This window comes from Campylobacter concisus (genome assembly GCF_003049065.1).
GTDB classification, from domain to species: Bacteria; Campylobacterota; Campylobacteria; order Campylobacterales; family Campylobacteraceae; genus Campylobacter_A; species Campylobacter_A concisus_BE.
In genome coordinates, this window is the sequence record NZ_PISC01000001.1 from 94,984 (window position 1) to 110,698 (window position 15,715).

General features: G+C 37.3%; 11 protein-coding genes. 8 read left to right on the plus strand and 3 right to left on the minus strand.

Translation table 11 applies throughout. The annotated features are described in order from the left end of the window. The first annotated feature begins 49 nt into the window (after nt 1-49). Both ciaB and CVS81_RS00490 read left to right on the plus strand, forming a co-directional pair. Nucleotides 50-1,894 carry an invasion protein CiaB gene (gene ciaB / locus CVS81_RS00485; protein ID WP_107964730.1) on the plus strand — a complete coding sequence of 615 codons (1,845 nt, stop codon included), beginning with the start codon at nt 50-52 and terminating at the stop codon, nt 1,892-1,894. Beyond that, a complete protein-coding gene (locus CVS81_RS00490) occupies nt 1,887-4,247 on the plus strand; it encodes a putative bifunctional diguanylate cyclase/phosphodiesterase (protein WP_107964731.1) in 2,361 nt (786 codons plus the stop codon). The genes ciaB and CVS81_RS00490 overlap by 8 nt, the downstream gene beginning before the upstream one ends. A gap of 18 nt (nt 4,248-4,265) precedes the next feature. Here the strand turns inward: CVS81_RS00490 and CVS81_RS00495 are convergent, their stop codons facing one another. Continuing rightward, on the minus strand, nt 4,266-4,805 hold the full coding sequence (locus CVS81_RS00495) for a hypothetical protein (protein ID WP_103643029.1): 540 nt from the start codon (nt 4,803-4,805) through the stop codon (nt 4,266-4,268). A 62-nt stretch (nt 4,806-4,867) separates the two neighbouring features. On the opposite strand from CVS81_RS00495, the gene CVS81_RS00500 reads away from it, so the two are divergent. Further along, nucleotides 4,868-7,237, plus strand: a complete 2,370-nt coding sequence (locus CVS81_RS00500) for an EAL domain-containing protein (protein ID WP_107964732.1) — start codon at nt 4,868-4,870, stop codon at nt 7,235-7,237. Here CVS81_RS00500 and CVS81_RS00505 read toward each other — a convergent pair. Continuing rightward, a complete protein-coding gene (locus CVS81_RS00505; RefSeq protein WP_002940779.1) occupies nt 7,234-7,422 on the minus strand; it encodes a hypothetical protein in 189 nt (62 codons plus the stop codon). The two genes, CVS81_RS00500 and CVS81_RS00505, sit on opposite strands and share 4 nt — an antisense overlap. 129 nt (nt 7,423-7,551) lie before the next feature. On the opposite strand from CVS81_RS00505, the gene CVS81_RS00510 reads away from it, so the two are divergent. Further along, on the plus strand, nt 7,552-8,247 hold the full coding sequence (locus tag CVS81_RS00510; protein ID WP_103569077.1) for a dUTP diphosphatase: 696 nt from the start codon (nt 7,552-7,554) through the stop codon (nt 8,245-8,247). Then, nucleotides 8,244-8,984 carry an EI24 domain-containing protein gene (locus tag CVS81_RS00515; RefSeq protein ID WP_103594223.1) on the plus strand — a complete coding sequence of 247 codons (741 nt, stop codon included), beginning with the start codon at nt 8,244-8,246 and terminating at the stop codon, nt 8,982-8,984. The genes CVS81_RS00510 and CVS81_RS00515 overlap by 4 nt, the downstream gene beginning before the upstream one ends. A 17-nt stretch (nt 8,985-9,001) precedes the next feature. On the opposite strand, the gene CVS81_RS00520 is transcribed toward CVS81_RS00515, so the two are convergent. Next, entirely contained in the window at nt 9,002-9,523 is a 522-nt protein-coding gene (locus CVS81_RS00520) for an ATP/GTP-binding protein (RefSeq protein ID WP_107964733.1), read from the minus strand. An 84-nt stretch (nt 9,524-9,607) separates the two neighbouring features. On the opposite strand from CVS81_RS00520, the gene CVS81_RS00525 reads away from it, so the two are divergent. The 3 genes from CVS81_RS00525 to CVS81_RS00535 all read left to right on the plus strand — a co-directional run bounded on the left by CVS81_RS00525 (nt 9,608) and on the right by CVS81_RS00535 (nt 15,710). Next, nucleotides 9,608-9,976, plus strand: coding sequence for an L-arabinose ABC transporter (locus CVS81_RS00525; protein WP_234399489.1), 369 nt, complete (start codon nt 9,608-9,610; stop codon nt 9,974-9,976). Beyond that, a complete protein-coding gene (locus tag CVS81_RS00530) occupies nt 9,977-10,384 on the plus strand; it encodes a hypothetical protein (protein ID WP_107964734.1) in 408 nt (135 codons plus the stop codon). A 292-nt stretch (nt 10,385-10,676) separates the two neighbouring features. Next, nucleotides 10,677-15,710, plus strand: a complete 5,034-nt coding sequence (locus tag CVS81_RS00535; protein WP_107964735.1) for a retention module-containing protein — start codon at nt 10,677-10,679, stop codon at nt 15,708-15,710. The last annotated feature ends 5 nt before the right edge of the window (nt 15,711-15,715 follow it).

A 15,715-nucleotide genomic window follows, 5' to 3' on the forward strand; every position in this document is an offset into this window, starting at 1 on the left:
AATTTTAATGGCTTTATGCTAAAATCCTGCAACTTTAAGGGATGAAAAGATGAATGATTTTAAAAGACTAAATGAACTTACAAAAGAGCAAAAATCCAAGCTAAACGCGATTTATAAAAATTTAGATGACAAGATCATAACTGAAGCTGTGAAAATTTGCGCCCTTGCTGGCACGCCGAGCCAAAAACTAGCCATTGCAAGAAGGATCATAGACCTAAAAGTAGACCCACTTCAAAATGAGCTAAAAAAGCTAAATTTAGGCGAGGACGAGCAAAAACGTGTGCTAAATTTGATCTACGGCTACGTTAGAAATTTATATGAAAATTTACACTCAAAGCTTATAAAAAAGGCACGTGATGAGCAAATTTTAGACCCGTTCTATCAAGCCTTTGTTGAGGCTATGCACGAGCTTGGGCTTAGTCTAAATGCGTGGCAAATTTCATGGCAAGAAAAGATAATAGATACCACAAATAAAGAGTTTGAAGCTAAATTTAAAGATTTAGGCGAGGCAAATGAGTTTATCACTAAAAACGGCTTATTTCAGTGTGACGCTAACGGCGTAAGGGCTGATAGAACGTATGGTGCTGTTTGCAAAGAGGGCGAGAAATTTAGCTTTTTGCCTTACGCGCTTGCCTTTAAAGATGAGGTTAGAGAGCTTAAAAAAGTATTTGTAAAAAATCTTGAAAATTTAAGAAATTTAGCCCAAAATGACGAGCAAAAATCCTACGTAAAATACCTTGAAAAGCTGCAAAACGCCTTTTGTGAGGAGGATAATGCTAAAGTGATAAACGCTTGGCAAGAGGCCGAGATAGCGTGGATGGAGGTAAAAGGAGCACTTCAGCCAGGCCATCCGCTGGAGTACTACGAGGATGCCTACACGCACGCAGTCGCACTTGAGTGGGACATCAGGCTGGTTGATAGCGAGGGCATTGACGAGCTTAAATTTAAAGAAAAAGTAGCAAAAACTTACAAAAGCGTTTGCGAAAAGATCAAATTTGATAACGCCGAGACAAACAAGGCAGTTAGCGAAAATATCGCTAGAACGCAGCTTTATATAAGCGTGCCGATGATCTATTACGCAGCGGAGCTAAACGGGCTTTTTAGCGCTCAAGTCGTGCCAAATGATGAGAGCGTGAGCGCAAAATGCGGCAAGAAAATTTTTGCCTTTGTAAATCACGTCTATGAGGGCGCAAAGGCAAAGCCTTTTATGAAGCTTGGGGCTGAAATTTTTAGCAAGGAATTTTTGGATTTTGGTAGAGAAATTTTATTTTTAAAGCCAAAAATTTGGAAAAAAGTATATGAAATTTCAACGATCGGTCATGAGTTTGGCCACATCCTCTTTATCGGGCTTGATACTGAGATGAGCATGAATAAAAGTGGCGTCTTTAAATTTATAGAAGAGTATAAGGCGACGACTGGCGGACTGGTAAATTTCTTCTTGCACGAAGAGGCGGAGTATAAAATGGCCGTCTTTCACGAGCTAATAGCCCGTGCGGTTGGTCTTATCGCGTGGCGAAAGGTCGATGAGGTGAGGGCTTATTACTGCGAGGGGCTCATACATCTTAGCCTGCTTTTTAGGGCTGGAGTGCTTAAATTTGATGGCAAACTAAGCGTGGATATGAGCGAGCAAGCCTACTTTAAATTTAAAGAAATTTGCTTACAAAACTACTTCGAGCTAGCGCAAACATACGCCAAAAAAGCTGATGCGAGTACGTTTTTGGAGAAATTTTGCCAAAAAGATGAGCTAAGCTATCTGCCAAAAGATGAAGAGTGCAAGAAATTTGTTGAGCATTTTTACGCTAGGTACGAGGCTATCGGCAACGACGTCGATGATAGCGGCGAGTGGCAAAGGTGGCAAAAGCTAACCCAAGAAGCGGAGAGTGGCCGTGCTTGATAGGATAACAAATTTTCACAACGGCTCGTTTTTATTTATATTTGCCCTAATTATTGCTTATTTTTTTGCTATTTATCTGGGTGATCAGCTTTATCTGACGGCTATATCGGTCGGCACTGATGTAGTGATCGCCTTGTTTTTGTTCTTTTTGCTAAAAAGTAGTAGAAATTTAAACTCATACTGGACCTATGTATTTTTAGCTATCGCGAGCTGGGCGCTGGCTGATATCCTTTTATTGCTTTATGATAGATCGCTTCTTATGCCAGGAAACATCTCCCGCACGGATCTTATGCAAATTTTATATTTGATCCCATTTTTTATGTTTCTTGTATCTGCCATTGCTTTTTTTGCAAAAATTTTAAAAAGAGTGATATGGCAGCAAGTCGTGGTAGATGCGCTTGCTTTGATGCTTATAACGGTTAGTTTTTTTTGGTTTGTAGTTTTTGATAGAAGTCTAGCAGTGGTGCTTAATAAAGAATTCGTGACTAGCCTTTCATACATCATAATGGATATTTTTATCTTTTGCTTTGTCTTTGTTGTCGCATTTTCACTAAATTTTGTATCAAAAAAACCAATTTTTAGCTATAAAAGAGTTAGCCTACTTTTATATTTATTAGCCTTGCTTATCATTTGCATTTGCGACGCATACTACTCATCAAAGGCCTATTTGACACATGGCGGCACAAATGTTCATTACGAGTTTTTCTTTAAAGTTGCATTTTTTATTATATTTGTAGCTTGCTTGCACCTAAAGGAAAACGAGGCAAATATCAAGATAAGAAGCTACAGAAAAGACTATACAAGGGCGCTTATATATAAATTTGTCACCTTGCTTTTCATCTCTTTGCTTTTTTTGGGAGCTGCTAATACAGATAAAATTTACTCTGTATGGATAGTCTTTCTACTTATGGTTTTGCTAGCCTATGCAGCGCTAATTTATAGTATCTCAAGCACAGTTGCTATGAGGGATCTAGCTAGATCTGAAAGGCATATCATCGCTAAACTAGATGAAGAGATCCAAGATAGTCTAAGAGAGCTTGAAGAGAAAAACGAGCGCTTAAGGCAGCTTAGCGAATTTGACTCACTCACTGGGCTTTTAAATAGGCAGTCATTTTTAAGCAAACTATCAGAGATGATAAAGACTAAAGCGCTTGGAGAAAAGATAGATATTTATAGCATCGACATCAACCACTTTAAAGCTATAAACGATTCATACGGTCACTACGTGGGCGATGAGGTGCTTTTAAAACTTTCTAAAAATATCAAAGCTATCTTGCCAGAAGGTGCTATCATCTCAAGGTTTGGCGGTGATGACTTTATGATAGTTTTAAAGCAAAAAAATGAGGGGCATTATAGAGAATTTTTATACTATCTGCTAAACATCATAGCCGAGCAAATCTCAGTTGGCGACTATAAAATAGCTCTTGGAGCAAAGGTTGGCGTTAGCTCAACGCAAACAAGTGAAATTTTAGCTGATGATCTCATCATGCAAGCTGGAGCCGCACTTGATGCAGCTAAAAGAGATGTCAATACAAAATATGTCTTTTACGATGATATAAAAGAGATCATTCAGGAGAAAAACTACATCGAAATTTTGCTAAATTCTATGAATTTTGATGAGGAATTTAGCCTAAATTTCCAGCCGCAGTATCTGCTAAATGGCAAAAAGATAATAGGTGCTGAGGCTCTTATAAGGTGGAACTCTCCGGTAAAAGGCTTTGTAAGTCCGGCTAAATTTATCCCAGTTGCTGAGCAAAGCTCTATCATAAATACAATAGGAATATGGGTGGCAAAAGAGGCCATAAGGCAGATGAGCTACTGGAACAAAAAGTATGGCATCAGCCTAAAAGTTGGCATCAATATCTCGCCAAAACAGGTTGATAATGTAAATTTTGCATCGGACATCTTTGGCTATGTTGAAGAATTTGGCATGGATCCAAAGTGCGTTGATATCGAGCTTACAGAGGCAAGCCTCGTCAATGCCGAAGAGATCATGCAAACAGTCTTAAAGAAATTTTCAGATAAAGGCATGAGCATCTCGATCGATGACTTTGGCACCGGCTTTTCATCGATGAACTACATCAAAAAGTATCCGCTAGATAGGCTAAAGATCGCAAAAGAGCTAGTTGATAATATCGCTATAAATGAGATCGATAGAGACGTTGTAAAAAGCGTTATAACGCTAGCTAAAAATATCGAGCTAAAGACGATCGCTGAGGGTGTTGAAGATGAAACTCAGCTTGAAATTTTAAGAGAGCTAGGCTGCGATGAGATACAAGGTTATTTCTGGGGTAAGCCGATGAACGCTAAAGACTTTGAAGAGCTCATAAGAATCACGCTTGATCACATCTAAGCTTGTAAATTTACAAGCTTAGCCCATAACGCTTTTGTAGTCTAAATTTTCAAAAAGTAGTAGCTCTTTTTTGCTTTCTTTTATAAGCGCTTTTACTAGTTCTGAGGTCTCTTTGTTTTTTGGCAAGACAAGGTGGATTTTTTCATTTATAAAGATGACAAAGATATTTTTAAGCTCGTAAATTTCACTTACATCTTTTATGTCAAAAATTTCATTTTCTTTTGGCTCATTTTCGTAAAATGCCAAATTTTTCTCATCTACTTCAAAGATCATCTCTTTTTTAAAGTCTGAAATTTCTAAGCTTTTTAGCACCGATTTTCGTCTATTTTTTAAAAAAATCGGATAAAAAATGATCCAAAAAATAGCAAAAATGACGCCGATAATAGTAAAAATTTTGGTTTTTAAAAGCATATCAGCGACAAATCCAGCTATAATAGCCTCCGTAAAAATCATAAAAACATTTATAAAATACTGTTTTCTAGCCTTTTTTGAGAAAAATAGATTAAATGCTTGGTAGTCTATTAAATTTTCTCCAGATAAGACGATATTACATTTCATAATAAACCTTAAAAAAATTTGCAAAATTATAACTAAAAATAAGGTTTGAAACAGAATAAACAATGGAGAGAAACATTTTTTTTACGTCAAATTCGTCACTTATCGTAAGACAAAAACAAATTTTCTATGCCGTTATAGCTCTTTTTATATTTTCTCAGTTTGCCGGCATCTTAAACTATAAAATTTTTGAAAATTTGTTGATATTTTTTGGCTTTGGTCTTGTAGTTCTTGGTATCTACATCTCTATGAATAGATCAAAGCTTAAAGCTATGCACTGGCTTGCTGCATGCTTTGGGGTCTTTCTTTGGACGATTATTGATGCCATTAGAAGCGTAAATGAAGACTTTCTTTTAAGAAGCAAAGAGCAAATTTCTTATCTTGATTTTTTTGATCTGCTCCCTATGTTTTTACTATTGGCCGCTGTTGGTATATTTTTTGTGGTCAAATTTATAGCCAGTGATAAAAAGATCCTAGTTCTAGCCGATAGCTTTAATGTCCTTTTGCTAGTTTTCACGCTTGCTTATTGCATTGTTGGCGATATGGGCGATTTTGATATATTGATCCATCCTAAAAGCCCTAGCGAGCTTGCTGCTAGCATTGCTATTTTTGTAAATTTGTCTATTTTATTCATCGCTCTTAGTGAAATTTTTAATAGCAACCATCTTTACATTAGACATAGCGGCTTTTTCTTGATAATCGCAAGTGCGATTTTTACGCTATTAAATTTATATGTTTTTTATAATGAGCTTATAAACAAAGGGCATGACTTTACTCTGCACTCTATCTATCTTGTGCCATTTTTTCTCTTGATGCTTGGAGCTTTTTACCTAAGGGGCGACAACAAGCGTATAAGCGCAGCAGATGTTGGCATAAAAACAACATCTAAGCTCGTGCCTATCATTTCAGCTGCACTAATACTTATAAAAGCCGACCTCTCATCTTATGTCGATCTACTTATAATTTTTGTTATTGTAGCTGGAGCGGTCATTAGCTATTTTATGAAAGTGCTTGATCAAAGCGAAGAGATATATAATGCAGAGCAAAATTTACATGATGCTAAAAACAAAGAGAAGCACCTAAAGACAAACGAACTTGAGATGATAAATTTAAGTTTAGAGGGCGTATCTGAAAAAGACTATCTAACCTCTCTTGGCAACAGAGACTCATTGTTAAATGAACTTAAAGGTATGTGTAGCGTTTTGGGCGAGAAGCAAGAGATCGCAGTTTATTATATAAATATAAGTCGCTTTAAAAATATAAATACCTCTTACGGACATGAGGTTGGCGATAAAATTTTAAAAGCAGTAGCAAAGCGCATACGTGAAGCGTGTAATAGACAAGAGGTCACCGCAAGGATCGGCGCTGATGAGTTTATCGTGCTTTCAAAAATGGAAGAAAATAGCCACACTAAGCGTATGAAGCTTGGTATGGAGCTAAGAGATACGATAGAAAAACCTTTGCAAATAGATAAGTATCACTTTGCGATTAAGAGTGTCGTTGGTATCCACGTAGCAACAAGAGATAACATCAGCGATCCTAGAAATATCATCAAAAAAGCCGATATGGCGATGTACTACGCTAAGCAAAATCCAGCTAAAAACCCAATGGTTTATAATAATGAGATAGATAGCGAGATACAACAAAGCTCAAACATAGAGATAGCTCTTAAAAAAGCAAATTTACAAGAGGATTTTGAGGTATATTTTCAGCCGATCTATGACATTAAAAATTTAAAGATCATCTGCGTAGAAGCGCTACTTAGATGGCAGTCAAAAGAGTATGGACAAAAAGAGGCTGGCGAGTTTATGGATATAGCTAGCTTAAATAGCGACATCTTAAATGACATCTGCACGCTTGCTGTATCAAAAACAGTAGAGCAAGCCGTAAGATGGCAAAACAAAAAGCTAAAAATGCCAAAAATAAGCATAAACGTAGCGCAAATTCAAAGCACATCTGAAAAATTTGTAAATGAATTTATGCTAACTTTAAACTCACACCATCTAAATCCAAAGCAGTTTGAGCTTGAATTTAGCGAGGATATCTGGAAAAACGACCAAGAGACGCTTGATAAAATTTTCTCACTTTTAGAGAAAAATAGCATAGATGTTTGCATAGATGACTTTGGCTCTGGATATACGTCGTTTGTCTATATCAGAAAGTATAAGATAGACCGCATAAAGATAGCAAATGACTTTGTCGCTCAGTCAGTGATAAATAAAAAAGATATGCAAGTAGTCGCTGCTATCATAAATATAGCAAAATCAATGAAGCTAAAAGTGACAGCAAAAGGCGTTGAAAGCCACGAGATAAAAGAGCTTTTAAAAGAGCTTAATTGTAATGAAATGCAAGGATATTTCTTATCTCGTCCGATGAGTGCGGAGGAGTTTGAGAATTCTTTAAGGCAGAATTCTCACATGGTGGCTGATATTTAAATTTCAGCCTTTATCTCTTCGTTTGATTTTACGACCATGCCTGAGCCATGTATCACGCTTGGGATACAGCTTGTGCAGATATCGACCTCTTCGCCGTTTTTGTGAGCGTGGATGAAAACTGCATTTTTATCATCGCTGCTTTTTAGTCCGCAAACGTTGCAAACTACTAGATCTTTCTCTCTCATCTTTTCTCCTTTGAAATTTTGGGTGATTTTACATCTTGTAAGCTTGCATTAAGATGATTTGGGTCAAGCTTGTCGCTTAAGCATTAATTGTTTTTTGTTATAATCATTTAAAATTTAAAAGGTTTAAAAATGGATGAAAGAACTATTGTTTTAGAGATGTTAAAGATGCAACAAAGCCTAAATGACGAGACAAACGGGCTTGGTTGGGAAAATGGCTATACAAATAAAAATAAACTCATAAGCTGGAGGCGCTGCATATATATGGAGTGCGCTGAGCTCATTGATAGCTTTGCTTGGAAGCACTGGAAGAGCATAGATGCTAAGACTGATGAGCAAAATTTACGTATCGAGGTTGTCGATATCTGGCACTTTATAATGAGCCTAGCGCTACAAATTTACAAGGCAAAACAGCTTGGCGATGTTGAGACTTTAGCTGATGATATTTGCCAGTCAAGTGGCTTTAGCGACTATTGCAAAGAGCCATTAAAGGTCGAAGATGAGAGCATTTATGAGATCATGAACGATGTTGAGATGCTTATACATGAGTGCAGTGGCTTTGACTATGACATCTTTGATATCTTTAAAATTTATTTCTCGATGTCTTTAAAATGTGGCGTAAATTTATACTCGCTTTATGAGTGCTACATCGCTAAAAACGTGCTAAATCGCTTTCGCCAAAATAATGGCTACAAAGAGGGCAGCTATAAGAAAATTTGGAACGGACGCGAAGATAACGAAGTGATGAGTGAAATTTTATCAAATGGCGTTAGCACGATAGATGAAATTTACGCCGCACTTGAGCGTGAGTACAAAAAGGTAAAATGATAAATCTTCTCCGTCTTGGCTTTAAAGACTTTTTTACAGCCAAATTTATAACGCTATCGATCTTGCCACTTTGTCTTAGCATACTTTGCCTAGCTTGGCTAAGCATCTGGGGAGGTGGCGAGATATTTGATCTTTTAAGTGACGGCGCTAAAAACGAAAATTTCGCCTTTTTAGAGTCAAACTCGACGCTATCTTTTATAGCTATTAAAATTTTAAGCTTTAGTGCTACAAAATGGATAGTTAGCATACTTTTTTACGTCTTAAGCACCTTTTTAACGATCATTATTAGCATCGTGATCGCTCTAATAGTAGCTGGCTTTTTAACGCCAGTTGTAGCCAAAGAGATAAACAAAAGGCACTACAACTACGTGCTTAAAAGCGAGGCTAGCACGGCTAGAGTGCTAAAGGTGATGATGGTTGAGATCATGAAATTTCTCGGGATCTTGCTCGTTTGCTTACCACTTTTGTTTGTGCCATTTGTAAATTTTTTCATCATCAACGTGCCGTTTTTTTACATCTACTATAAGCTTTTACTTATAGACGTTGGCTCAAACACGCTTGATAGCGATAAATTTGAGCTAGCACTGCTTGAAGGTGGCGGGGTTAAATTTATAGTTTTTACGCTTTTGTTTTATCTCATCTCGCTTGTGCCGCTTGTGGGATTATTTTTTCAGCTTTATTTTGTGATAGTCTTGTCGCACCTCTTTTATCAAAGAGAGGCGCTAGTTAAAATTTAGAGCCAAAAGCTCTAAATTTATGCGTAGTAAGATACTTTTTTGCTCTCATCAAGCAAGGTGTCAAATAGCCTTTTTGTCGCACTTAGTAGATTTTTATTAGCGTCATTTTTAGCTAAAAGTTCGTCAAACATCTTTAGCATATTATCATTTATGAAATTTTTATGATCCATATCTTTTGCGTCAGGCAGCATCTGCTTGATCCTATTTGAAAGCTCGCTTATGCTTTGGCTACTGCCCGCGATCTTGTCGCCCTCTTTGACATTTTTCATAAACTCATCAACCTGTGGGCGAATTTGCTTCATCGCCTCTTCGATCTCTTTCATATCTTGCTCGTCTATGCCGTTGCCTTTATAAGCAAACTCATAGCCGTATTCGTGCGTAAGAGTTAGGCTTCTTTGGCTTGAGTTGCCATTTTTCTGGCTAGAAAACTCTAAGTTTTTGTTGTCATACATAGAAAAGCTTATCTCATCGCCTGAGCTAGTCTTCATCGAAAAGCTCATGTTATTGTAGCTTCCTTGAGAGTAAAAATTTGTTTGCATTTTTAAATCCTTTTGAGACTAAATCGGCAAATTTTTAATTTCATAAAGCAAAATTTTGTAAAATGCGTCAAAAAAGGACGGGCGATGTGTTGTTTTGGGACTAGGATCTTTTTGTTGATGCTTATCACTGTTTTAAGCTTCGTCTTTGCTAAGCTTTGCCCTGTTTTGCCAGTTGTTGGCTACTACTTGATACTTGCAAATTTACTTGCCATTTTGATGTTTTCACTATTTTTTAAAGGGCTTTTGCCAAGCTTTGTAAAGGTAAATGCGATCCACTATTTTTCGCTAATTGGTGGCTTTTTTGGAGCATTTTTAACAATGCTTGCTTTTAAAAAGGTTGCAAAAGATAAATTTACTTTAATAGAGCTCATTATTTTTACGCTTTGGGTGCTGATAATCGCCGTAGTCATCTTTAAATTTCAAATCATTCTTGACATTTTTAGGGGAATTTAGATGAATGAGAGGATAGTTAAATTTTTAAAAAAGATGCACCTTGCAAGTGTCTGCGCCATTGATGATGAGGGGCAGCCTTACGCTTTTAGCGCGTTTTACGCCTTTGATGAGGTAAATTTTAGTCTTTTGCTAGCTAGCTGCGATGAGAGCTCTCATGTTAAATTTCTAAAAAACTCAAAGCTCGTTGCTGGCACGGTCGCTCTTGATACAAAGATTGTTGGCAAGATAGAGGGCGTGCAGTTTCAAGGAGCGATGAGAGAGGCTAGCGAAAGTGAGCGAGAAATTTACTTTAAAAGATTTTTTTACGCAAAAGCGATGGATCCAAAAATTTGGTCTATAAGCCTTGAAAAGGTTAAATTTACAAGCAACACTCTAGGTTTTGGCAAGAAAATTTTTTGGCAAAAGTAGCTAAAAATCGCATAATATTTTTGTGTTAGCTTAAAAGATGCTCTTTCTTAAGGCGTTCAGAATAACGCTTTTATGAAACGAAAGGTACATGTACCATATAAAAATTTTTTTTAAAATTTTTTACACAAAAGTTACACAAAATGCCTTTTTTAGGGGGAATTTTAAAAATATTAAAGTGTGATAAAAGAGTATTAAATAACTAAAAATAAACTTAAATTTACCCAAATTTTACTTAATATCCCTAGCCTCACTCTTATTATATAATCGCCGAAAAATTATTAAGGAGAGTTTTATGGCTAAAGAAGCGGGTGTAGTAAAATCGCTAAGTGGCAAGGCGGTCGCAGTTGATCAAAACGGAAACGAGAGAGAGCTAAAAGTTGGCGACATCGTTTATATGGGTGAGAGTGTCAAAACTAGCGATGCAGCCGACAAAGTAACTATTGTTGCAAATAACGGCAAAGAGCTAACTGTACTAGGTAGTGACACGCTTTCTTTAAATCCAAATACGATAGGTGCTGAGGGCTTAGCTGATATAAGCGCTTTGCAAAATGCTATTTTAAACGGCGGTGATCTAACAAAACTTGAAGAGACTGCTGCTGGTGGTAATGCTGCTGCTGGTGGTGGAGATGGCGTTAGCCTTGGCGAAGCTAGATTTGCTGAGGGCGGTCACTACTCAAATATCAATGAAACTTATAGAAATTTAACCGATACAAACAGAGCTTTTGCTTCATACGATAGCCCAATAGGCGGCTACAATGATGGCAACGATGGTGATAATGGTGATAATGGCGCAAACGTTAATATAATCCCAGGTGCACCAACTGTTAAATTTATAAATGATATAAATAGCAACCACACTTTAAGCAGAGTAGAGCATGGAAATGATACAAATATAAATACATCTAAAGTTCTTATCACAGTACCAAATGACGGCACAGTAAGAGCTGGCGATATACTAAAAGTCACTGTAACTGATCCAAATGGTAATGAAACAACAACAAACATAACCATCACTCCATCTATCATAACTAATGGCTATCCAATAGATGCGCCTGTAGAGCCAGGTAAAAACTCAAAAGTAGAAGCAAGCGTTACAAATTTCCAAGGTAATACTGGCGGCAGCAGTGAAGATCACGTAACTCCTACAAAATCAAGCGTAAGCGTTGAATTTACAGAAGATAGAGATAACGATAAATTTTTAACTTACACAGAAAACAACAATGACAGCAAACAAAATGAGTCTCCAGTGCTTATAAAAGTAAGTGATGTTATCCCTGGAGATAAACTTCACATTACTCTAACAAAACCAGATGGTACTACTGAAAATAGAGAAGTTACTATCGATCAAAATATAATCAATAATGGCTACAAGATAGACAATATGCCAGTTGCTGAGGGTAAAGTTTCAAAAGTAGATGCTTATGTTACTGATAGCACAAACTCTAGCACTTGGAAGAGCGATGTAGCAACCGATGATGTTACTCCAGATGTAAGACCAACTTTAACATTTACTGAAGACCACGATAATGATGGCGGTATAGATGACTGGGAAAATAGCAAAGATGGAAACTTTAGAAGCACAACAGTTGAAGTAACACTTCCAAAAGATGTTGTAGCAGGTGATAAAGTTGTCATAACTTACACTGATCCACTAACTAAACAAAATACAACAACAGAAGTGCCTCTTACACAAGCAGACGTTGATAACCATAAGGTAAATACATCATTACCAGTCTTCCCTGACGTATGGAACTATGCAAGTGCTCATGTCGTAGCTGCAGATGGCACACCAAAGAGTGCAGAGTCTAATAAAGATAATGTAATACCTATCGGTAGAAACATGGAGATAAAATTTATAGAGCAAGACACTCTTCATGAAATTTCAAGACAAGAGAGTATGGATGAGCATGAAGTAAATGAAACAACAGCTCTTATAAGACTTCCAAACAAAATAGATAATGGTGACATAGTTACACTTACTATAAACGAGCCTACAAATGGCGTTTATACAAGAAATTTCACTATACATATGAATGATAAAGGCGAGGTAACTGGTATAACTGAGATCGGCAATGGCGGACAAAATTTCCCATTTACAAAAGAGAGCTTTAATCAATACTCATTTGAAGTACCAGGCTTTGATCTAAGAAACGGACAAGATACCACTATCAAAGCTAGTATCACAAACATGACACCAGGCAGACATACAGATATAAATGAGCCAGAAGTTTCAGCTAGCTTAGAGCATGTAAAAGCACCTGAGGTTATCTTTGATGAGGCGCATAACTCAAAAACTATGAGCAGAAAAGATTCAGCTGCTGATGGTGATGAATTTAATACAACTGCAACTATCAAGATCCCTAAAAATGCAGTAGATGGAGATAGGATCGAAGTTAAGATCACTGAGCCACAACTTGATGGTACAACTAAAGATAGAACGCTTAAATTTAATGTTCATAAAGATGCTTCAGGCGTTAAGATAACAGATGAGCATGGCAATGATGTAGCAGTAAGCGACAATGGCTTTAAAATTTCTCATGTTGGAACATTAACAGGAGCTGAGACTAAAATTTCAGCTACTATCATCGACAAAGATGGTATTCAAAGTGCTACTGGAACAAATAGCGTAAGCGTAACAGAGCTTGATGACTCTGGAATTTTCTTTGGTGAAGACATTGATGCTAATACATCTATCACAAGAGATGAGAGCATGAAAGATAGTGATCTTCATAAGACTGATCTAAAAATAAAAGTGCCAAATAACGTGATAACTGGCGACAAGATGATACTTGAGGTTAAAGCTGGTGGCAACACAACTTTAGAAAAAGAATTTACTATCACAAGAAATGGCGATAACACCATCACTCTAAAAGCAGCTGACGGTCAAACCTTAACAGCTGATAGTGATAATAAAATCACAGTACCAGGCATAGTAATAGGCGAAGGTAAAAATACTGAGGCTAAGGCAACATTTACAGATGCTAAAGATCATGCAAAAACTATAGTAACAAACCACGCTACCCTTGAAAAGCTTCATGATGATATGACTGTTATATTTAATAAGGATACAGACTTTAACGGAATTTTAAATAAAGACGAAGCTACAAAAGACAGCAACGGCAATGTAGTAAATACAACAATAGCTACCATAAAACTACCAAGCAATGTTGTAGATGGTGACATACTAGAGATAACTACAAGCATAGAAAATGGCACACCAACTACCACAAGACATACTATCCATAAAGACGCTCATGGCAATATCACAGTAGATGGTCTAAATGTGGTTGGCAATAAAGCTGTTGAGTATACTGTGCCGCTTGAGGAAGATAAAAAAAGCAAGGTAAGTGCAACAGTTAGCGATGCAACAGGTGTCGATAAGGTAGAAGCTGGTAGTGATATCACACTTGATGCTGATGGTGATGGCAGTACAAATTTCTATGTACTTATCGATGAGGACAAAGATAGAAATGGCAAACTAAGCAGAGACGAGGCAAACTCAGATGGTAAGGTTAAAGAGACATCTGCAACCGTATCTCTACCAAGTGGCGACCTGCATACAGGTGATACATTTACTGTAAAAGTAAATGGCGGTACCCCTGTCACATATAAAGTAACTAGTAACAATAGCCACGTGCTAACTATAGAAGATAGACCTGGGCACAATGTGCCTTTAGCACCAGGTAACTTACTAAAGATAGATGGTATCGCAGTGAGTGTTACAAATCCTGCTAAGGTTGAAGTAGATATACCTAATGTCTCATCTAAATCAGCTGAGGCGATACTAGAGCCTATAAACAATAACGAGCTAAGCGTAATTTTCAACGAAGATAATGCTAACAGAAATAACGAACTAAGCAGAGATGAGGCTATATCAGATCACAACCTAAAAACTACAACAGTAAGCGTAAAAGTGCCTTACAATGTTGTAACAGGCGATCACGTAAAAGTTGAGTATGTTGATCCAAATACTGGTGTCGCAGGAAGTAGAGAATTTAAAATAACTAAGACAGCAGATGGTAAAATCACTGCTACTGATATAAATAGTGGAGCAGAGCAAAATATCACAAAAACTAACACCATAGAAGTAGATAATGTCCCTATGAAGCCAGGTGAAAAAACAAAGGTAGATGCGACTATAACTACTCAAGATAATCAAACAGCACATGCTGACGCAGAGGCAAAACTAGCACAGCTAAGCAGCAAAGGTCTAAGTGTAAGCATAGCAGCTGACGCGAACGACAATGGCACTATCACAAGAGATGAGACAAGTAGCGATACTTCAAAAGTAAGTGTATCTCTCCCTGGTAGCGTAATAGCTGGCGATAGCATAAAAGTTGAGATCACAAATGCTGGTAGCACAACGCCTGTGACAAAAGAATTTAAAGTTCTTAGCAAAGATCCACTTGGCAATATCGTACTAGAAAATCAAGCTAATCACAGCCAGTTCACTCTTGAAAATGGCAAACCGCTTGAGCTTGATGCAGCTATCGCGGTAGGACAAGAGACAAAAGCAAAAGTCACTCTATCTGATGGAACAACTACTGTAAGCGCAGAAGATCATGCAAAAGTCGAAATGGATGCTATAAGAGGTATGCAGTTTGTTGAAGACGGCGATAGAAACGGACATCTATATGGCTATGAAAACTTTGGCGATAACAACAAAACTCAAGATACAACGCCAGTTAAAATTTATGTTAGCGATGATGCAAGAGCGGGCGATACAGTTGAGATCAAATACACTGATCCAGACAATCACGCTCAAACAAAGACAGTAAATCACGTGCTAACAGCTGATGATATGAGCAAGGGTGTATTTGAGCAGCTACTAGACATCAACGCAAGATCAGCTTATGATCTAAAAGTAGATGCTACGCTTAAAACTCCAGGCGGTCTTGTAAATAAAACTCATAGCGATACGCTTCGCATAGAGCTTGAAGACTTTAGAATGGATTATGATCCAAGCAAAGTGATGAAAGGTGGAGAGGGCACATCTGATACGATCGTCTTTAGAGATACTTCTTACGTAGATCTTAGCGGCGTTACTGACCTTAACACAAAAGTTGAGAGCATCGAGAGGATCGAGCTAAAAGGCAACTCTGAGATCAAATTTGACGCAAAAGATATCTTTGCTATGACTGATAACATCAACACTATCCTTAAGATAAGAGGCGATAGCACTAGCAAGGTAGATATAAAAGGTAAGTGGCATGAAGACCCATTAGTAAATGCTGACTTTGGCTCAAAAGGCTATACAAGCAACGATACTGTAAATGGTCAGACAGTACATATCATCATTGAAGATAAGATCCAAACAGACCTATAATCCCC